Annotated in this window: 18 protein-coding genes, 1 tRNA gene and 1 pseudogene; 5 read left to right on the top strand and 15 right to left on the bottom strand. The window is 60.5% G+C overall.

The window, feature by feature from the left end; all coding sequences use genetic code 11:
* Positions 1-444 precede the first annotated feature (444 nt).
* From NEI07_RS11000 to NEI07_RS10980, 5 genes are read right to left on the bottom strand one after another with little or no spacing between them, the layout of a single operon-like run.
* The gene (locus NEI07_RS11000; RefSeq protein WP_256034562.1) at positions 445-786 is read right to left on the bottom strand and encodes a hypothetical protein; all 342 of its coding nucleotides are present in this window, start codon (positions 784-786) and stop codon (positions 445-447) included.
* Between the two features lie 11 nt (positions 787-797).
* Positions 798-1103 (bottom strand): SOS response-associated peptidase, encoded by a 306-nt coding sequence (locus NEI07_RS10995; protein WP_256034561.1) that lies wholly within the window; start codon positions 1101-1103, stop codon positions 798-800.
* An 18-nt stretch (positions 1104-1121) separates the two neighbouring features.
* Positions 1122-1733: a hypothetical protein gene (locus tag NEI07_RS10990; protein WP_256034560.1), complete on the bottom strand. Its 612-nt coding sequence runs from the start codon at positions 1731-1733 to the stop codon at positions 1122-1124.
* Positions 1726-2658 (bottom strand): hypothetical protein, encoded by a 933-nt coding sequence (locus NEI07_RS10985; protein ID WP_256034557.1) that lies wholly within the window; start codon positions 2656-2658, stop codon positions 1726-1728. Before NEI07_RS10985 ends, NEI07_RS10990 begins: the two co-directional genes overlap by 8 nt.
* 56 nt (positions 2659-2714) lie before the next feature.
* On the bottom strand, positions 2715-3188 hold the full coding sequence (locus tag NEI07_RS10980; RefSeq protein ID WP_256034565.1) for an invasion associated locus B family protein: 474 nt from the start codon (positions 3186-3188) through the stop codon (positions 2715-2717).
* Between the two features lie 864 nt (positions 3189-4052).
* On the opposite strand from NEI07_RS10980, the gene NEI07_RS10975 reads away from it, so the two are divergent.
* From NEI07_RS10975 to NEI07_RS10965, 3 genes are all read left to right on the top strand, one after another.
* Positions 4053-4622 carry a DUF3600 domain-containing protein gene (locus NEI07_RS10975; protein WP_256034555.1) on the top strand — a complete coding sequence of 190 codons (570 nt, stop codon included), beginning with the start codon at positions 4053-4055 and terminating at the stop codon, positions 4620-4622.
* Positions 4623-4976: 354 nt separating this feature from the next.
* The gene (locus tag NEI07_RS10970; protein ID WP_256034552.1) at positions 4977-5606 is read left to right on the top strand and encodes a hypothetical protein; all 630 of its coding nucleotides are present in this window, start codon (positions 4977-4979) and stop codon (positions 5604-5606) included.
* Positions 5607-5932: 326 nt separating this feature from the next.
* Positions 5933-7642 carry a hypothetical protein gene (locus tag NEI07_RS10965; protein WP_256034549.1) on the top strand — a complete coding sequence of 570 codons (1710 nt, stop codon included), beginning with the start codon at positions 5933-5935 and terminating at the stop codon, positions 7640-7642.
* A 111-nt stretch (positions 7643-7753) separates the two neighbouring features.
* Here NEI07_RS10965 and NEI07_RS10960 read toward each other — a convergent pair.
* Both NEI07_RS10960 and NEI07_RS10955 read right to left on the bottom strand, forming a co-directional pair.
* A tRNA-Lys gene (locus NEI07_RS10960) sits at positions 7754-7829 on the bottom strand.
* A 111-nt stretch (positions 7830-7940) separates the two neighbouring features.
* Positions 7941-8492: a hypothetical protein gene (locus NEI07_RS10955; protein ID WP_256034547.1), complete on the bottom strand. Its 552-nt coding sequence runs from the start codon at positions 8490-8492 to the stop codon at positions 7941-7943.
* A 239-nt stretch (positions 8493-8731) separates the two neighbouring features.
* Here NEI07_RS10955 and mdh point away from each other — a divergent pair, with 239 nt between their 5' ends.
* A complete protein-coding gene (gene mdh / locus NEI07_RS10950) occupies positions 8732-9694 on the top strand; it encodes a malate dehydrogenase (RefSeq protein ID WP_256034546.1) in 963 nt (320 codons plus the stop codon).
* Between the two features lie 403 nt (positions 9695-10097).
* On the opposite strand, the gene NEI07_RS10945 is transcribed toward mdh, so the two are convergent.
* The 8 genes from NEI07_RS10945 to NEI07_RS10910 all read right to left on the bottom strand — a co-directional run bounded on the left by NEI07_RS10945 (position 10098) and on the right by NEI07_RS10910 (position 19379).
* On the bottom strand, positions 10098-11654 hold the full coding sequence (locus NEI07_RS10945; RefSeq protein ID WP_407659887.1) for a DUF882 domain-containing protein: 1557 nt from the start codon (positions 11652-11654) through the stop codon (positions 10098-10100).
* Between the two features lie 266 nt (positions 11655-11920).
* On the bottom strand, positions 11921-12301 hold the full coding sequence (locus NEI07_RS10940) for a response regulator (RefSeq protein WP_256034545.1): 381 nt from the start codon (positions 12299-12301) through the stop codon (positions 11921-11923).
* Positions 12252-15437 carry a chemotaxis protein CheB gene (locus NEI07_RS10935; protein WP_256034544.1) on the bottom strand — a complete coding sequence of 1062 codons (3186 nt, stop codon included), beginning with the start codon at positions 15435-15437 and terminating at the stop codon, positions 12252-12254. Before NEI07_RS10935 ends, NEI07_RS10940 begins: the two co-directional genes overlap by 50 nt.
* Before the next feature lie 333 nt (positions 15438-15770).
* Positions 15771-16517 carry a hypothetical protein gene (locus NEI07_RS10930; RefSeq protein ID WP_256034543.1) on the bottom strand — a complete coding sequence of 249 codons (747 nt, stop codon included), beginning with the start codon at positions 16515-16517 and terminating at the stop codon, positions 15771-15773.
* A gap of 109 nt (positions 16518-16626) precedes the next feature.
* Entirely contained in the window at positions 16627-17655 is a 1029-nt protein-coding gene (locus tag NEI07_RS10925) for an NUDIX hydrolase (protein ID WP_256034541.1), read from the bottom strand.
* A complete protein-coding gene (locus NEI07_RS10920) occupies positions 17615-18139 on the bottom strand; it encodes a tyrosine phosphatase family protein (RefSeq protein ID WP_256034540.1) in 525 nt (174 codons plus the stop codon). The genes NEI07_RS10925 and NEI07_RS10920 overlap by 41 nt, the downstream gene beginning before the upstream one ends.
* A gap of 21 nt (positions 18140-18160) precedes the next feature.
* Positions 18161-18793 carry an HD family hydrolase gene (locus NEI07_RS10915; RefSeq protein WP_256034537.1) on the bottom strand — a complete coding sequence of 211 codons (633 nt, stop codon included), beginning with the start codon at positions 18791-18793 and terminating at the stop codon, positions 18161-18163.
* A gap of 4 nt (positions 18794-18797) precedes the next feature.
* Positions 18798-19379 carry a DNA-3-methyladenine glycosylase I gene (locus NEI07_RS10910; RefSeq protein WP_407659886.1) on the bottom strand — a complete coding sequence of 194 codons (582 nt, stop codon included), beginning with the start codon at positions 19377-19379 and terminating at the stop codon, positions 18798-18800.
* 234 nt (positions 19380-19613) lie between these two features.
* On the opposite strand from NEI07_RS10910, the pseudogene NEI07_RS10905 reads away from it, so the two are divergent.
* Positions 19614-19852 (top strand): annotated as a pseudogene (locus NEI07_RS10905) (hypothetical protein); the annotation flags it as partial.

Raw genomic sequence — 19852 nt, 5'->3', positions numbered from 1 at the left:
ATGGGGTCAATTTTGTGAGCCGATTGACAGCGCGGAGAAAACGCCGACGCCGACAAAGCCTAAAACGATGAGGAACAACTCAAGCTTTTGCATTGCATCCTCCCTTATCTCCGTCTCTAAGCGGACGGTTCAGGACAACGCGCAGCATCCACACTCAGTTCCCCCGACGCACGAACGCCTGGCTTTTTACTTCCTAAGTGCGTTGTTTCGCGCGGCCCTCAGCTTCCGCCGTCAGCGCTCTCGCCATTGCCTGCGCAACCGCCTTGGCGTCGGCGCTGGAGAGCCGAATGACGAGCCCGCGAGCGCAACGCCGTTCGCGTCTTCGACCGCGAAGGACTTGCCGCTACTGGCGGATGCGCAGCGGCGGCGTGAAGGTAGCGGGAGTCGCCGGCACCGATCTGTCAACGAGGACCCTGATCGGAAAATGACAACTCCTGATCTAAATCACCACCCCCAGCCGCCATAGGGGTAGCCCCAGCCGTAGTAGCGGGGCGCCGTGGCGGCCGCGATGCCCGCGCCCATCAACCCGAGCGCTGCGCCGGCGAAGATCGCCCCGGCGGGGTCGTAACGATAACCGTAACGGTAATAGCGACGCGGATGGTAATAGCGAACGTAACGCCAATGGCAGTGCCGCCGGCAGTGTACCGTCTCGATGGGGGCCTTGAGGCCGATGTCGGTCGGCGCTGTCGCGCTCATCGGGCCGGCCAGAACCTCGGTCGGCATCGCCGTGAGAGCCATTACCCCGCACAACGCGACGGCCAGACTGGATTTGAAGCTCTTACGCATAGGCACATCCTTTAAGACCATGGGTTGTAGTCGGCCAGCTTCCTAAAGGCCGCTTTTTTCGCGTCCGACAAAGAAGCATGTCCATGTCCCTTACCGGCAAAACCCAGAATCCGAATGGATTGTTCCTGTAGCTGATGCTGGAATGATGCAGCATCGCGACATGCAGCTTGTTGAAGGGCTTTTCCCACCATGATGGCACAAGGCCCCAGCGTATCGGCGCCAGCTCTTTGCCCGTTTTCGGCGAGGCGGATAACTTCGATTTGCGTCGTCGGCGCGATGTTATAGCGGGGTGCGAGATTGCGCGGCTGGCCGATCAAATCGGACAGCTCCACCGATTAGAAGCTTAGGGCGGCTCGCAAGCCGAGCTCCATGAGTGAGCGTTCACTTAACAGCGATCGCGCAGCGACGAGCTCGGAGGGGCCGTTTCGTGGTCCGATAGTGAGGGGCTGTCCGCCTTTCTCGTGGGTCAGCGCCAAACTAACGGCCAATGCGCAGTAGTGACGCTCGGCCATATGAAGTTGGCCGGCTGGCAAGAAGTAGGTCGTTCCGGCGCGGAAAACGCTTTGCCGCGGCTCCTCTAGTCGCACGGCAATATCAGTTTTGCGGAGAGATGAGCGACTTTCCCCATAGGCAACTTGGTAGACGCATCGGTCGCCATCAGGGTCCTCATGCGCCGTGAATGTAATCTGCTGAATCGCACCCTCGACGACGTAGCTCTTCAGATCAAAGCTATGATCGTGAACCTCGAACCCCGGTTGTTCAGCTGCGCGGGTCCAGAGATGAAGGCGCAAATGAATTGAGCCGTTTGACACGCGCGCGACCTTAAAGCCGAGCGGGTGACTGCGCAGAGTCGCAGATCCAAGGGGAGTCTCCATCAGAGCGGCCTCAAAACGATCCTCGGATGAGGCGGTAACGAGGGCATCAAATATCCTATTCAAGTCAAGCATATGAACTTCGCGTGCTTGACATCACGCGCCGCACCTCAGAGCACTCCTGCTCGGACAGGGTTACTTCGATCCTCATGGCTTGGAGTGCCGAGTCGACGTCAGAAGCCGTGAAATCAGCGGGATATTCGTAAGCGGAAAGCCGAACCTGCTGGCCTCGGCGCTCGGCGAGCCGTAAATCCTCCAAGTAGGAGGCATAGAACCTTGTCGAACTAGTGGTAAACCATCCCGGCATTCTCGGATCCTCACGGGTCAGGATAAGCGCGTCATCACTTAGGTCGGCTCGAAATAGGGAAAAGTCAGTAAGCAGTGCGACATGCGCTTCAAAGAAGATATTGCGGCTCGCCAGCCGCCCGGCTTCAAGAATGGTTGCTAGGATTTCATTTCGGATGCGTTCGGGCGACCAGCTATCGGTGGAGTCGTGCGGCAGCGAATTGCGATAATCTGAATAAGCTCGCAGAACGTCAGCATCCGCGGGGTTGGGAAGGATCAGGCGAACGACGCGCTGAATACTTTCGCGGCTCGCCGCTGCAGCAAGTGTCGGCAACACCTGTGTGCGCACCCAGCGACCTGAACGGCCCCGGAAATAGTAGAGCCTCGTTGTTGCAAGAGGCTTCTTTAGAGCGGGATTTATGTTCCACGCGTCTAGGACTGCAAGATTCTCTTCCAGGCTTATACGGGGGGAAACGAAGAAGAGCAGAACCGCGGCTACGGCAGCGGTGATAATTCCCGCGCTGAGATTATCGATCAAGCTGATGAGAAATCCATCGGACGGATCGCCCACCTCGTTCAAGTGGTAACGAATGAATCCGAGGAGGGCAAACAGAGCAACGAGAAAAAGGACGTAGATCACAACTGTGCGCGCCAAAACTTGGTGTGGCTTGGCCACACGCTTCAAGTGGAGCAATGCATTATCGATGATGCTCATGGTGCAACTCATCCCAGAATAGATGTGCTGAAGCGGCCGCACATGCTTTCGGCTTTTCACTCCCGCAACGCATTGTAGCCGTCTTTAAAGCCATCGAGAGTGAATATGTGGCGAAGTCCCTCGCCGGGATTAACGTAAATTGTTATTAGCAAATTTTTGCCGTTGATCATCTTGCTCATCAGGTCGTTGTTGATAGGTCCTTCAGCAGCACAGGTAATCTGAGTGCATCTGAAGAATGGCAGCTTCGGGAATTCAGCCTCGTCGACTTTGATCCCCGCGCCTTCCAGCAAGAAAGTTCCCAGCGGCGCGAAAACTTGAATCACTCCGTTGGGCATGCCGGCCGCTTTTTTGACAGCCACCATTAACCCGACATTCGGCTGTTCCTCCGACGCCGCCTTTTGGACCAACGCGCATACCTTGACGTTATTTGCCGACGGTGAGCACTGCGTTTCCCAAGCGCCAAATTTTGATGTTTCAGGCTGCTGCGCTAGCGCGCGGTGCCCGCTAAAAAATAAGCGAACGACAGACAGGCGAGAACACTAACCAATGACCTTCTACTGCATTGCATTCGAGTGCCTTGATTTTCTCATGCCCGACGCGCCCACACTAGCCTCGCACTAATAAATCTCGCTCGATAGGGCGGCCAACGACACCTGAAGCGAAGAAACGCGCCGACCGTGGACGTAACGGCGGGGCATTTTCCTTGGTGGCGCTAAAATGCGCATGCGGCGGATGTCAGGATTAGCCCCTCTCCTAACCGAGTAGTGCGGAGAAAACGCCGACGCCGACAAAGCCTAAAACGATGAGGAACAATTCAAGCCTTTGCATTGCATCCTCCCTTATCTCCGTCTCTAAGCGGACGGTTCAGGACAACGCGCAGCATCCACACTCAGTTCCCCGACGCATGAACGCCTGGCTTTTTACTTCCTAAGTGCGTGCTTCTCGATAAGATCGACCCCGATCAGGTCGGCGAGCCGATGTAGCTCTTCCCATGATGGGTGTTGCGTGAAGCGTCCACACATAGGCGGAAGCATAACAGGCGCGAGCGCCGATGCGCCATGACTTTGCGCCTTCGTTGGCTCGAAATGAAAAAGCCCGGCACAAGGCCGGGCTAGTTTTTTTACGGGAGGAATGTTGTCGGCGCGTATGTAAATAGCGCTGCTTCCTCCGCCAATGCGACACGTTGCCCCGCGCGCGGTCGTCGCAGCCCTCGGGGCCGCGGGGGAAGAGCTTTTCTCCGGGGCTCCGTTAGCGCTTGGCCTTGTCGAAGGCTTCAAGCGGGGGCATGCTGATATTTGATACGCCGACCACAGGGCAAATGACCGCTCAGATGGGCAGGGGCGCACACAGAGGCCGGCTTCGATTCAAGAGTACTGAGCTTCGGGAGAAACTCCATGGAATCGAATGAAACGACTGCGCTCGAACAGTCTCGTGAATTTACCGAAGTCGTAGGCCTGTTCGACTCGCTTGATAAGCTGCAGTCCGCCATTGACTATTTGATGACTCATGGATTCGATCGATCCGAAATCAGCCTGCTCACCGAAGACACGAAGACGCGCGAAAAGATTGGATCGAAACGCTCGGTCGAAATCGAGGACAGCGATGAAGCTCCTCGCGTTTCCTACATCGAAGCCGAGTCGCTTAATGAAGGCAAAGCTGCGCTCATCGGCCTGCTCTTCTATGTTGGTGCCATTGCTGGCGCGATCGCCGTTTGGACCATCTACGGCAGTTTCGCCGAGGCGATCGTTGCGGGCATTAGCACTGGTATGGCCGCCAGCCTGGTTGGCGTGGGCGTCGGCGCATTCATTCGACGTCGTCAGCGCAATTGGGTGCAGGCGCAATTAGCGCGCGGCGGGCTGTTGCTGTGGGCGCGAACCCGGACCGAAGAACATGAACGCGCCGCCATGTCTGCCATGCAGAACAATGGAGGCCACGACGTGCATGTTCATAGGCTGACGGCATAGGCCTGACGATCCAGACTGATCGCTGCTGACCCTGTTACACCTATGACCATGAGAGGTGTTGCGTGAAAGGGCTACACATGGCGGGAGCATAGCAGGCGCGAGCGTGTAATGTATTGGCCAGACCTCTTTGGTTGGCGTGAACACATGACACGCGATGCTGAGACGATCCCTCCAGACGTCGCGAGGACCGTCAGCCTTCAAGTTAATCTCGGGTTATATCTATGAGCGGCAACGTAAGAATTGGACGATGTAAGCTCACCGGGAAAGAGGGGCGCTACGTCAGGGCGCATATAATCCCCGAAGCGCTCACGGAAACTTCTGGGACAGGTGCTCCCCTCACGCAAAAGGGACGCCATGGGAGATACATCAAGCGCTGGACAAGTTGTGTATGATGGCCGGCTGGTCACCGCCGATGGCGAAGCCATCTTGGCAAAATACGATGACTGGGCCATCAATTTTTTTCGACAGCAAAAACTGATCTGGTCTTCTTGGGGGCCGACCATAACTTTGGAATCGTCAGACCATGCCTGGATCGACAAAATACGCTTTGGCATCCGAAAGCTTGACGGCGTGGACTGCACCCGCCTTCGTCTTTTTTTCCTCAGTTTGCTGTGGCGCGCCGCTGCAACTACTCTGTTCGAGTTCAAGGCAGTTTCGATGCCACCCGATGAAGAAGCTCAGCTTCGCGCAATGGTGTTGCATGGAGAAGCAGAGCCATATCACTTTTATCCAGTGACACTCACCCAGCTTATCACCCGAGGTTTCCCACACAATTATTCGGCTGTCCGCCAAATCAAGCGCGAACCCGTCCCTGATCTGACAACAGGAAGCATAAAGGAAGATGCCTGGCAAGAGATTGATATTTACCGTTTTTTCTTTGATGGACTCATTGCGCACATACACATCAATGCCGATGCCAAAGAGGTAGAAGAAAAGGGTTCTGTGTTCGCTGGGCGGGGGAATGAGGCAACCGATCGCTTGTGAACTCTGCGAGCCTGTCCTCGTTTAGTGGGAATCCTCGTCCAATATGGGACGCGACCGCCAAATCCTACGTCTGGACCTTGTATCGGCTTTGCTTGAATCCGAGCGCCGGACCGGCGACGGTTTGGTTCGATCCTTGTGCCGCCATATGTATTGTCCTTCCTGCAATAGCGACTATTATCCTGGTTGACGTCGCATGGGCGATCATGCCCGGCGCGCCTCAATAGCTGACGGCTTCGGTCAGCAGACGGCGAGCTCTGCGACTTTAACCCACGCTATTCCGCTTTCTCTGCCCGAGGCTCTGCGCCGCGTTGCGTTGAGGATCGCGTATGTCCGAGATCGAGAAGGCGAAAGGGGAAACAATCGTGGCGCTGCTTCGGCGCCTTCGGGAAGCGAAAACACGCGGCGAGAAAAAAACGGCGCAGCGCGTGCTTGACGGCATATTTAAGTCTCTTGGCCTCGGCAGCATGGCTGAGGCGGCAGAATTAATGGCGGCGGACAACGTTTTTGAGGCGCTCGAATCGCTGAGCCCAAAACCTGACGCTGACGCTCTGATTGATCTCGCCCTCGCAGAGGGCGATTTTTTCTGCTCGCTCAAAGGCGATCCTTTCGCCGACGTGAAATGCGGCGAGGGCCGGTTCGTCACTTATTCGCTGGCGAGCGAAGATTTCCGCGACTGGCTGATTTGTCTGGCCCGCGAGAGATTCGAAAAAACTCCATCGCTCATGGCTGTGAAAACCGCCGTTTGTACATTAAGCGCTGTTGCGCGAAGGCAGGGCGAGCGCCGCGACGTTTGCTTCCGTATCACGAAGCATGGCGGGAAAATTTACATCGACCTCGATGACGGCTTGGTCGCCGAGGTAGACGCCACCGGCTGGCGCCTGATCAATTCGCCGCCCGTGCGCTTTCAACGCATTGCTGGGATGCAGCCATTGCCGACGCCACAAAGCGGCGGCTCGATCAAGCAGCTGCGCCGCTTTTTGAATCTCGACGAAAATTCATTCATTCTGTACGTGACATGGATCATCGACTCGCTTCGCCCGGGGCGGCGTTCGCGGCCGATTCTCTACCTCGCCGGCGAGCAGGGAGCCGCAAAGAGCACGGCGGCGGAATTTGCGCGAAGACTAATTGATCCGTTCGTCGCTCCCTTGCGCACGCTCCCAACCGAAGTTCGCGACATTTTCGTCGACGCGCACAATTCGCGCGTGCTTGCGTATGATAACGTCAGCAAAATTTCGCCGACGGTGTCCGACGCTCTATGTCAAATCGCCTCCGGCTCCGGCTTTGCAAAGAGAAAAAACTTCACGAACGCAGCGCAAACGCTGATCGAAGGTAACCGGCCGGTCATATTGACGGGCATAGCCAACACCATCACTCGATCCGACCTCGCCGACCGCGCCGTTATTTTGAATCTGTCGCCGATCTCGCCGGAACAGCGACGGTCCGAAAGTGAAATCTGGCGGGAATTCGAAAACGAGCTCCCGCAAATTCTCGGCGCGCTGCTTCACTGCCTCGCCTGCGGCCTTAATCAGCTCCCGCATATTTCGCTCGGCCGCGCGCCTCGTATGATCGATTTTGCCCGCTTCGGCGTCGCCTGCGAGCGCGGTTTCGCCGCTGACGGCGATTTCATGAGGGCTTGGGAGGCGAGTGCGGAAGAGGCGACCGAAGCAGTCGTTGAAGTCGAGCCGGTCGCGCTGGCGATCCTCGCCTTTATGGAGGGTCGCGGTAGTTGGAGCGGGACGGCTGCTTCCCTATTGACTGAGTTAAAAAACTCCGATCGCGCGGAAGCGCGTCCGACGCGCTGGAAAGAGTTTCCGCGTGATTGCGGCGCTTTTGGCAAGAAACTACGCGGCGACATGGCGACACTTCGCGCCAAGGGTTTGGTAGTCACATTCGGGAAGGCGAGTGATCAAAAACGCACGCGCACGATCGAAATAGCCTGGGGTGACGCGCGCAAGTCCCCCTCGCCCTTGCCGGACGCGCGTTTCGACGGCTCCCAAAAAAAGCCGAGCGGCAACATAGTCCCGCTCAAGCGATAGAGAGTCGTCCGAGCAATCTCGCGAGGCGTGGCAGGCCGACTCTGCGCGGGGTCCGCTATGGGTCCGCTCAGCTCGGCTCGATCCGTCCCCTTTTCGTAAGTCTTTGATTTTTGGTGGGCGCACAAGGGCTCGAACCTTGGACCCGCTGATTAAGAGTCAGCTGCTCTACCAACTGAGCTATGCGCCCGTCCGTCGAGCGCCGCGAGCGCGACGCTTTTTCGAACGAGCGGTGCGAATATCAAAACCACTCGCCGCTGTCCAGCGTTACGCGCGTCCGCCCGCATTTTCCTGCTCCGGGTTACGGAGCGCGCGCCGCCGGCCATCCGTGGATCAGACGCGCTTTCGTCACGAGATCGGCCCACGGGCCCGTATGGGCGTTGCCAGCGGCAGGCGTGGGCGCGGCCTGTTTGCGCGCGCAAACGGCCTTGGCCGCCTCGGTCTTCGGCCCTTGCGCATAAAAATAGATGACATTCATCTTTAGTTGCGACGCCAGCTGGTTGAGAATCGTGCCCCTTTTCAGCACATTGACCCCCCAATGCGCGTCACGCGGCGCTCCCGGCTTGAAGCCGTAGCCGTAATCGCCCTCGCCCTTGATGAGATCAAAGCGGATGTAGCAGAGCTCGCCCTCGGGCGCGGGCTGCGCCACCATCTCCCGGGTGACGATGACGTCCTGGTTGTTGTGCCGAACGGCGTAGTCGACGGGAGCGTGCCAGACGTCGACCTTCTCGAAATGCTGCAGAAGCTCGGATTCGTCCGGGTCCGCCGCCTGCGCCGCGGCCGGTCCAAGGAAACAGGCGCTCGCCGCGATCGTGGCGGCGCACAGGCGTTTCAACAAAAATTCGCTTTTCATGAGTCGCCCTTCCACCGAGCGGCTTACGCGCGCTCCCCTCGAGCTTCGCAGGTAAGGAGCGCCGCGACGTCCCGCAATCCCTGCGACATTCCGCGCGCCAGGAACCGCCGAGCGCGAACTCGGGTCGCGAGCGCTCCGCGCCTCCTTGTAAGGCTCTGCTTACGACAAGCGCCGAGAAGTCTTCCCACCGCCGCAAAAGCGCGGTAGCTGTTTCCCAGAAGCAAAGAACGAGTTTGATTATGTCGCGAAGAAAAATCGCTTTGATCGGCGCCGGCAATATCGGCGGAACGCTTGCCCATCTCGCGGGCCTCAAGGAATTAGGCGACATCGTTCTTTTCGACATCGTCGACGGCGTGCCGCAGGGCAAGGCGCTCGACATCGCTCAGTCGTCCCCCGTCGCGGGCTTTGACGCCAAGCTCACCGGCGGCTCCGACTATTCGGCGATCGAGGGGGCGGACGTCATCATCGTGACGGCGGGCGTCCCGCGCCAGCCGGGGATGAGCCGCGACGATCTTCTGTCGGTCAATCTCGGCGTCATCGCCAAGGTCGGCGCGGGCATCAAGCGCTATGCGCCGAGCGCCTTTGTCATCTGCATCACCAATCCGCTCGACGTCATGGTGTGGGCGCTGCAGAAGGCGTCCGGCCTGCCGACGCAGCGGATCGTCGGCATGGCGGGCATGCTCGACTCTTCCCGCTTTCGCTATTTCCTCGCCGATGAGCTCAATGTTTCGGTCGAAGACGTGAGCGCCTTCGTTCTGGGCGGCCACGGCGACGACATGGTGCCGTCGGTGCGCTATTCGACGGTGGCCGGCGTGCCTTTGCCGGATCTCGTGGCCATGGGATGGACCACGCAGGCGCGCATCGACGCGATCGTCGAGCGCACGCGCAAGGGCGGCGGGGAGATCGTCGGCCTTCTCAAGACCGGCTCGGCATATTATGCGCCGGCGACCGCGGCGATCGCCATGGCCGAGAGCTATCTCAAGGACAAGCGAAGGGTGATGCCCTGCGCCGCTTATCTCACCGGCCAATATGGCGTGAACGGACTTTATGTCGGCGTTCCCGTGGTCATTGGCGCGAATGGCGTCGAGAGGGTGATGGAGATAAAGCTCGACGCTGCCGAGCGGGCGATGTTCGAAAAATCCGTCGCCTCGGTTCGGACGCTGCTCGAAGCCGCCAAGGCGCTCGACCCCGCTTTCGCCTGAGGCCTCTTTGAGGCGGCGCCCCGGCCTCCAGTCAGCGACTTTCTCACGGCGCGAGCGCGGGGACGTCGGCTCCCGGTGCTCTGGCGCGACAGTAGGAACATTCCTTGCAAGTTTGGGGTTAGACTGTTTGAAAGACTGATTCTCCCCGAGAGGTTCAGGCTTGTTCGAGTGGACGCGAAGCCATGTTGGACCCTGACGCTATTGGCTTTATCAAAATACTCGCCATCGCCGGCACGCTTTACTTTGCAGTCCGAGGCGCAATCCTTATCGGCGTCGCGGCGATAAACGCCGTTGCTCTTTTACCCTGAGTTTAAGCCCGAGGCCTGATCTATACGTCTGGCGCGACGGCGTGGCTTGCGGAAGCGGGACTCAAAGCTCAAAAAACTGCGCTGAGGCGCAAGTTTCACCGCGCGGCGGAGGCCGCGTCATGTTCGACGGAGACCTCCTTGTTCGCATGGCCGCGTCCGCGGGAGCGGGCGGCCGCGCGAAGTCCGGTTGATGGGCCTAAGAGAGGGGTTGCGCCGCGAACTGTCGCCTCCTCGGCGACCGCCTTTCCGGTGTTTTCCCCTGCGCCGGCGTCCGACGGCTCAGCGCTCTGCGGCGGCTCAGGCGCATAGGCGAGCGACTCATGGCCGGCCGCCGCTCGAGACTTTTTCGTCTCGTTTTTGGGCGAGTCGACCAGCCGCGCGATCGCGCTCGTCGCCTTCACGCGGGGGATACCGGGCCGAGTCGGGGGCAGGGGCGCAGACGCGAGTTTTGGACGGCGTGGCGGCGCATCAGTTGCGGGCATTCTGCCTGAACGGCGGTCAGCGGCGTCGGCGTCCTGAAAATCGACCGCGCTTTGCAGCTCGGCTGACCTGTCATTCGCTCGCGAGTCCAAGCGCGCGGCGAGCGAGGACGGACGCTGCGGCGGCAGAGGCGCTCGAACTGTTGGAAGCTTCGAGGCAGGGGGCTCTTGCTCGGGCGCTTCTGCGCCCGGCGCGGATAGGGTGGTCTCGCCACGCGGCAAATCGGCCTCCGCCCGCGAAAGTTCTTTCGCGCCGTAGCGATAGGCGTCGGTCGCAGCGGCAGCCGCGCCTTGCTCTTCCATTTCGCCGCCTGTCCCGCGCGCCTGCCGGGGCGCGAGCGAAGCCCACTGCTTGCGGGTGCTCGGCGCCGGCGCCGTGACCTCCGCGTCGTCTTCTTCGCCGCCGCCGCCGCCGCCAAACAGCATCGCGAAGAAGCCGCCAAACGTGCGGCGAGGCGCAACGACATAAGCGCCGTCGCCGCGCGCTTCGATCTCGGCCCGCGCCTCTTCATAGCGCGCGAGCGGCTGGCCATTGCTTGGCAAATGTACGGTCTTGCCGTCAGGGAAAAGCCGCGCCAGGTCGTCGTAGTTCATCCGCGGCCAGTGGCGCACATTGCCGACGTCGAGATGGACGAAAGGCGTGCCGGCGTTGGGGTAATAGCCAACGCCGCCGCGCTGCATGCGCATGCCGATCTCGCGAATCTGCGACATCGGCATTCCCGGCATGGTGGTGTCCATCGCTTTGCCGAGCATGTGCTGGGAATATTTGGCGACGGCGCGCGAACGGGCGCGCAGCATGGCGTTTGTTTCGGGTGAGCGATAGGCGGAGACGACGTTCACGACCTGATCGCCGGCGCCGGCGTGGCGGTAGGCCTCCCACACGACGTCGAAGAGGCGCGGGTCCATGTTGGTCGGCTCGTCGCGTCGCCAGTCGCGCAGGAACCAGTTCAATTGATGAAGGACTTGGGCGTCATATTGCCCGTTGACGAGATATGTCGCCGAAATCGATTCATGCGTATGGGCGTGGTAGAGATGAATTGTCCTTGTGTCGCCATTGGCGACGGCGGTTTCGGTCATCTTCGGCGCAAGCGTCGCCAGACAAAAGACCACGAGGCTGAGAACCGTGGAAAGCGGAGAGGAAATCAGGCGCGCGCTGGAGCGAGGCGTCGTCAATAGCTGCTTCCCGTCTCGCTTGAAGCGCGCCTCGACCGACGTCGCCCCAGATACCAACAAGCCCTTCCAACCTTTTGGCGGAACGGCGCCCTTTGCGCCGGGCGGCGCGAGGCGACGGCGAAAAATCATATGCGGAACGCGCAGCTAGACGCGCTTTGCCCCTCGGCGGTCGCTGCCGCCCTGATTCCCCACCAATTCTGACGCTATGGTAACATCGTGGCGAAAAATTGCTCAAGCTTCGCCGGATCAAAGCGGCGCGGCGCCATTTACGCTGCGGCTGCGGAATCCAAAATGGCTTCGAGGGCGGCGCGAAGAGCCGCGCCCGTCACCGGCTTCTGCAGGAGAGTCTTGTCCCGCAATTCAGACGGCAGGTCGCTCGCGCAATGTCCCGTCATCAGCAAAAACGGGATATTTCGCTCAGCCAGCACGGAAGCAATTCTTCCGCTGGTCTCGTCGACAAGTCGGTAATCGAGCAGGGCGCAGTCAAGACGCTCCTTGTCGATGAGCCGCAAAGCGTCTTCGACGGAGGGTGCGGGACCGACGACTTCACAACCCACGTCATTCAATTCGCTTTCGAGCATCATCGCGATGATCGACTCATCCTCGACAATGAGAACGCGCTTTCCCGCTATCCTTGAACCCGCCATGATCCTCCACGCTATTCCGGCGCTGTTTCAACGGAATTGTGAACGTTCCCGAGAATCCGGTCTCGCCAAAATCATATGTGGCGCTGCCGGACAGCCCGTAACTCACTTCGCGATCAATGAGCGTCAGACCAAAGCCTCTTTTCTTTGGGTCCGCCGCGCGGGGCCCGCCGTCCTCGCGCCACCTAAGGGTCAGCGTCGATGCTTTGTCTTCTGGCGATTCCATCGAAGACCAGTCGATGGAGACATGGCCCGCACTGTTCGACAGCGCTCCATATTTGACCGCATTGGTCGCCAGTTCATCCAGGATCATGCCAAAGCTCATCGCTGCCTTGGGCGGCAGCGTGATCGGTGGTCCCGAAAGGGTCAACCGCTGACTGCCCTTTGGGAAATAGGGCGTGAGCGCCTCGCGCACCACCGCCTCCAGACTGACGGCGCCGTAACTTTCCCGCGCGAGCAACTCGTGACTTCTCGCCAAGGCGTAAAGTCTGGTCATCAAAGCTTCTGATCCCTCCGTCCGAGCCAACGTCTGTTTGGCGAGGGCCAAGATAACGGTGATGATATTTTTCACGCGATGATTGAGCTCGGCGACCAAGGTTCTTTGGCGTTCTTCTGATCTGGCCAGGTTCGTGACATCGACGAACGTCGCCACAACGCCATCGATTTTTCCTTCTGCGTCTCGGTAGGCTGTCAAGCGGCATAGAAAATGCCGCGTTCCGGCCACGTTCTGGTTCACCCGTCGCTCGATCGGCGCTCCCGTCTTCATGACGTTCTTTATGTCGTCTTGCAGCTCAGGATAATCGAGCTTGATCGCGAGGTCTCCCAAAGGCCGGCCTTTGTCACTCGCAATAATATTGAAGAGGCTCGTGACCGCGGGCGTAAAGCTGCGGATCACGAGATCCCGGTCGAGAAAAATCGTGGCGACGTTGGTGCTCGCGAACAAGTTCGTGAGGTCGCTGTTCGCGCGGTCGAGATCCTCCACCTTGGCCAGCAATTCCTGATTGACGGTCTGCAGCTCCTCGTTCAGCGACTGCAATTCCTCTTTTGTGGATTCGAGCTCTTCATTGCTCGACTGAAACTCTTCGTTAAGTGAGATAAGTTCCTCGTTAGCGGATTTCAGCTCTTCCAGCGCCGTCTCATATTCCTCTATCGTTCCTTGCAGTCTTTCGCGCGTGTCGCGCAATTCGGCTTCGATCGGCGATGCGCCAGCGGATTCTTGCGGTTGAGGCGCTGCGTTCGAATCGACGAACCCATCTTTCGAAAGCTCCTTCTCTTCGAAGGCAATGAGAAACGCGGATCGGCCATCGGCTCCGCCCGGCAGAGGCTCGACCGAAACCGAGACATGTTCGACATGATGATCAGTTTCGAACGCGATATTATCGCGTGTCGCAGTCCGTTGCGTTTCGATTGCTTCGCGTAGCGCGCTGCGCAAATCGAGACGCAACTCCTTGCGCGCCGAGGTCAGCAATTGCCGCGTCGGCGCGCCATAGGGTGCTTCGAGATATTTTGCCGTCCGCGCCGAATAATGGACGATGTCGCCATCTTCATTGACGATCACATGCGGCGGTCCAAAACGATCGGCGATTCGCGCCTCCGCCGACTGTCGGGCTGCCATGCCTCCTGACGCGATATGATCGCCCCGATGCGAGACGAAGGGAGCCGAGCGCAGGCCGTTAACGAACGCCGGCATGCGCGCCGGGGCGCCGATGTCGCGCGCTTGGAAGATGCTGCTCGTCTTGGCGACCGGCGCAAATAACTCCGAAAAGCGGCCGATCGTTTCGGCTTTTCCAAGAAAGAGAAAGCCGCCCGGGCGCAGCGCGTAATGGAGAGTCGGCAACGCCTGGCGCTGCGCATCGGCCCCGAAATAGATCAACAGATTGCGGCAGGAGATCATGTCCATGCGCGAGAACGGCGGATCACGCAATATGCTGTGGACCGAGAACACGCAAAGATCGCGCACCGATTTGGCGACGACAAAACTGCCGGAGTTATTCGTAAAGAACCGCTCTTGCCGCTCGGGCGACACGCCTTTCATCAGCGCGGACGGATAACGGGCGGCGCGCGCCACTAACAATGCGCGTTCGTCGATATCAGTCGCAAAGACCGTCACGCGCGGCGACCCGGTTGTTTTGTCCATATGCTCCCGGAGCAGGATCGCGATCGAATAGACTTCCTCTCCGGTCGAGCAGCCGGGGACCCAAACGCGCACCGTGTCTGCGGCCCCGCGTCCTTCGAAGAGACGCGGCACAACGATCTTCTCCAAGGCCTCGAAAGATTCGGCGTCACGAAAGAAGCTCGTTACATTGATCAAAAGATCACGAAACAGGCGCGCCGGCTCCTCGTGGTCGCGTTGCAGGAATTTGACGTAAGCCTGAAGCGAATCGCAATGATTGATCTGCATCCGGCGATGAATGCGTCGTATGAACGTGCGCTTTTTGTAGCCGCTGAAATCATGCCCCATCTGAGTCCGAAGAATGGCGTAAAGCATTTCGATCGACTTGGCGTCAGGATGAGCGCCTCGCCCGGCGCGGTCTTCTGCAAGCGCGTCGACCAATCCAATGCTTTGCCGGTTCTCTGACAGCTTCGCGGCCATGTCCTCGACAGGAACCGCATAGTCGACGAGACCGCTTGCAATGGCGCTGTCGGGCATGCCGCTGAAACTTGGCTGGGTGCCGTCGCTCGATTGGGCAAGGACGAGGCCGCCTTGCTCTTTGATCGCCTTGATTCCCAGAACGCCGTCGCTGCCGCTCCCCGAGAGCACGACGCCGACAGCGTATTCCCCGCAATCCTGGGCGAGCGAACTGAAAAATATATCGACCGGGCTGCGCTCGGCATGGCCGTGCTCGATCTGATGGAGTCGGAGAGTCCCTCCCTCGATCGTCAGAGATGCGTTGGGCGGCAAAACATAAATGCTGTTCGGCTCAACCTTCTGGCCCTCGCTCGCGACATGGACGGTCAAGCTGGTGTGGCGGGCGAGTATGTCCGTGAGGAAGCTTTCGCGATCGGGGGCAAGGTGCGTGATAATCACAAAGGCCATGCCGAGATCGGCGGGGACGGCTTGAAAGAATTGCTCGAGAGCCCGCAGGCCACCGGCGGAAGCGCCAATGCCAACGATGGGGAATCGAGAATCCGACGCCATAACGCTCGTCTATCGAGTTGATTCAGTCCCGCGCCGCAACGTATCCGCGGCTCGATAAGAATCCATTGCGCGAGGGGGGAACATAAGACGTATATGCTGCTTTTGCAGGCCTTGAAAAGTTCGCCGCCTGATTTCAAGCGACTGGAGTCCGCTCACCCGGCGGCGGCCGCCCAGACGCCGTTATCGCGAAGGAGGCTTACGCTCACGGCGTGGAACAGCGCGCGGAGCGGCAAATCAAAAGCGCGACTTTGTGGAACGCGGTCCAAATTGCGAGCGTAAAATTCTAAAGCGACTCTCGCAGCTGCGGCGGGCGCCAGTCTGCGACGCCGCCGCTCAATTCGAGGCCACTGTGCGCACGAGCTGCGGCCCCAGGATGGGCTGCGCTCCGCTGATGAGTTGGAGATAGGCATGAGACATCGGCGCCCGATCCTGGGCCGCGAAGGCCTCGGACGGCGGCCGGCGCGGCGGCAGCGGCGCGGGCTCAGGAAGCGCATTCGCCTCCTCGCCGCCACGCGCGAATCCCGTCAGCTGCTGCCGATCGGCGACGGCGACATGGATCGGATTGGCCGTCTGGCCGCCTGGGCTCGCAAGGGCGGTGGCGACCGCGGACTGCACCTTCTGCGCGATGTCGCCAAACGAGGCGAGGCTCGCGCCGGATTGCCCATCGGGCCGTGCGCTGGCGACGCTGGTCGAAGGCGCGCGCTGCTTGCGGCTCGCGATCATGGTCGGGCCGCCCTCGCAGTTGCGCATGCCAAGAGCGATCAGCTCGGTCCCGGTCAACACGCGATATTCTCTGGTCAGATAGCCAAGACGCGCCTGCACCGCGGTCGGGTAGGAGGCGAACAGCCGGGATGAGACGCCGAGGTCGACCTCCCGGTTGATGGCGTTATAGGCTTGGTGGAATTTGACCTTTGCGTCCGGATAGACGCAGACGTTCGGCAGGCTCAGCGCCAGCGTGCAGGCCGAGCGGCATTCATGCAGCCTGACCTCGCGGTTCTCGCGACGATATCGTTCGGTGAGCGCTTCATAATCGCTGACCAGTCCGCCGACGTCCTTGTAGACGATGACCGGCGCCGGCATGGGGGGCGGCGATAAATAGCCCAAGACGCACCTCTACTCTAACCCATGGCGGGCTTCGCTTCAGCAAACATTCACCATGTGGCGGTGAACATCGCCTTAAGGACCGACATCAGCCTCGAATGCCGACGCGAAGCCCTGGCGCGGGCCTTTCTTGCAGAACATTGCGGCGAAAATGAAATAGAGCCGCTGGGCGTCCGCCTGTCTTTAAGGACATTTCCCCCGTCGGCTCGACAATGGCTGTTGATTCCACCAGACGGCGGAAGTTCTGCTTGTGCAGATGTCGTCCAGCGATGGCTTCTACTGTCCGCTGCAGCTCAGTCAGCGTGAACTCGGACGCCATCAACTCGAAGATCACAGGCCGATATTTCATCTTGGCGCGCAGTCTGCCCATGGCTGTGGCGAGAATGCGGCGGTGGTCATGGCGCATCGGGGTCCCGAGCGGCGTCAGCGGCGCCCGTCTCTCCGCCGATTCGCGACCATCGCGCAGCGCCTCCTCGAGGAGTCCCGCCTCGTAAAGAAGCTCGTAGCGCTCAAGGACGTTCTCTTCATTGAATGCGCGTCCCTTGCCGCCAAAGAGAAGATTGACCCGCACCCGGCGCGAGACGCCCGAGGAGGAAACGGCGTCCGGCGCCTCGGCCACCCAATCCATCAATCCCGGCGCGATCGTTTCCTCGAGCGCCACGGGCGGGCCTTTGCGCCAATCCTCCCAGGGAAAGAAATCATGCCAGCTCCGCCAGACGCTTGCGCGCCGATCGGCGTCGTCGCGGATGCGCGTCAACGCCAAATAGCCGACCGAGACGACGTGCGGATCACGGTCGCCGGCGCGGGCGTGGCGTCCGCGATCGCCGAATGTATAGAGCTGCTCGACATAGCCCAGCGGCGCGCCGGTCTGCTCGGCGACCCATTCGCGCAGGCCGATCTCGAAGGTGCGGTGGCGGATCGGATCGAAAGGTCCGGAGGGAAGGGCGGCGACCCCCGCCGGCCCATCCGCGCGCGTCGTCAGGATCAAGGGCTCGTCGTCTCGAACGGCGACGATTGCGGCGGTGAGGCCGATTTCGACGGGCGGGGATAGGGGCGCGAGTTCTTCGGCGGCTCGGCTAGGCGTCGGCGAATTCCAGGGCGAAGGGCGCTCCCTCATAGCAGTCGGTCCCGCGTCCGATCGCGGCGATCGCGGCGGTCATTCGTCCGTTCCGCCCGAGCCTTTCGTCGGCGAGCGCGACCATCCGTCGGTTCGGGGTCGCGGTCGGCGAGACGCGGCGCAGTTCGCGCGCGATCTCCATTTCGCAGCGACGCGGCGCTAAAGCACAGGCCGCGACAAAAGCCGCCGCGGGCGATCGGCTCACCCCAGCGTAACAGTGTATGACGAGCGGCGCGGAGCGGTCCCATTCCTCAAGGAAAGCAAGCAGCCGATTAATATGTTCCTCGCCAGGGAGGATGTGCCCTCCCCGCGGCGCGTCGATGTCGGAGACAGCGATCCGCAAATGGCGCTCGCGGGAGATTTCGCAAGGCCGAACAAGCGACGCCCCGGCCGTAAGAATGGTGACAAGCGAGCGCGCGCCGCTTTCGCGCACCGTGTCGACCACCTTAGTCAGGGAACAGACGTACAAGCGCCCATTCGGCATTTCTCTCCCCGACGTTCTTCTTCAACTTTCGTCGACCGCCCGAAACCGAGCGAGAAAACGCGCCTGCGTCTCCTCAATGGGAGCCGGGGCGAGTTCGTCCATGAAGGGCTGCGGCGGGATCGCCGGGCGGCCGAAGATGCGCTCGGCTTCGCCCCGTGTAAAGCCCGCAAGCTGCACCGCCTCGAAAAAAGCCGCGGCGCGATCGGCCTCTTTGCATAGGCGCCGCAGTGCGGGAGAGGGCGCCGGCGGAAGGGAGAAACGCAGGAGAATCGCGCCCAATATGCGGTCCTCGACGCTTCTGTATGCGTCGCCGATCACCGCCTTGAATGGGGAAATCATATCGCCGATCACATATTCAGGCGCGTCATGCAGCAACATGTAAAGCCGCTCCATTCGGCCGATCGTCGGATCAAGCGCGCATGCGACCTTTTCCACGAGCATGCTGTGTTGCGCGACGGAGAAAATATGCGCGCCGACGGTCTGACCGTTCCATCGCGCGACGCGCGCGAGCCCATGCGCGATATCCTCGATCTCCACGTCGAGCGGCGAAGGGTCGAGCAGATCGAGGCGGCGTCCGGACAACATGCGCTGCCAGGCGCGGGGCGCCTCGCCGGGCGACGGCCGCCCACGATTTTTCGCTGGAGGGGAGCGCATCGCTTCAGCCGCCCTCGCCCCCTGTGTGGCGATGGCAGCCCGTCAGATGATCGTCCACCATGCCGACCGCCTGCATGAAGGCGTAGACGATCGTCGGTCCGCAGAATTTGAAGCCGCGCGCCTTGAGATCTTTGGAGAGGCGTTCGGAAAGTGGGGTTTGCGTCGGCACGTCGCTCATGCGCGTCCAGCGATTGACGATCGGTCGACCGTCCACGAACCCCCATAGATAATCCGAAAAGCCGCTCGTCGCCTCGATCTCCAGCCAGGCCTGCGCCGAGAGCACGGCGCCTTCGATTTTTGCGCGGTTGCGCACGATTGCATCATTACGCATCAGCGCCGCGACGCGCTTCTGATCGAATCTCGCGATCTTTGCCGGCTCGAAGCCCTCGAAGGCCGCGCGAAACGCCTCACGCTTGCGCAGAATGGTGATCCACGAGAGGCCGGCCTGGAAGCCGTCGAGCGTCAGCTTTTCAAAGAGCGCCCGGGAATCCCGTTCGGGCCGCCCCCATTCGTTGTCGTGATAGTCGAGATACAGCGGATCGACGCCGGGCCAGGGACAGCGTTTCAGCCCGTCGAGATGAGACACGACCGCGAGCTCGCGCCAACTTGCCGGCTGTTCCCGAACGCTTGCCAAGACTCACCCTTAAAAAGCGGACGAAAAAACGCCGCGTGCTCAGGCTTTATCGCGCGTTTGGATTGCGTTCACAACCAAGTTGGGACTATCGTCGCCCCCGGCGGGCGCAGATGGCGCGCGTCATGCTTCTATGCGCCGTCGCAGTTGTTGCGGCTCGGTTCGCGCCGTCGATCAATGGAGATTTATATGGGGATCCGTATCGCTGTTTCTTACGCTGCGGCCGGCGGCGCTCTGGCCGTCGCCGTCGCCCTCGCCGCGAGCTCAGGGGACGCGTATGCGCAGGCCAATGTATTGAAGGAATGCGGGTCGCAATATCAGGCGGCTAAGGCCGCCAACGAACTCGGCGGACAGAGCTGGCAGGAATTTTTGAAGGCCTGTCGCGGGCGATTGGCGGAGCAGGCCAAGCCCGTCGACGAGAAGCCGGC

The organism is Methylocystis suflitae, assembly GCF_024448135.1.
GTDB classification, from domain to species: Bacteria; Pseudomonadota; Alphaproteobacteria; order Rhizobiales; family Beijerinckiaceae; genus Methylocystis; species Methylocystis suflitae.
Note: the sequence above shows the minus strand (reverse complement) of the source record. Positions and strands in the feature narration are given on the sequence as shown.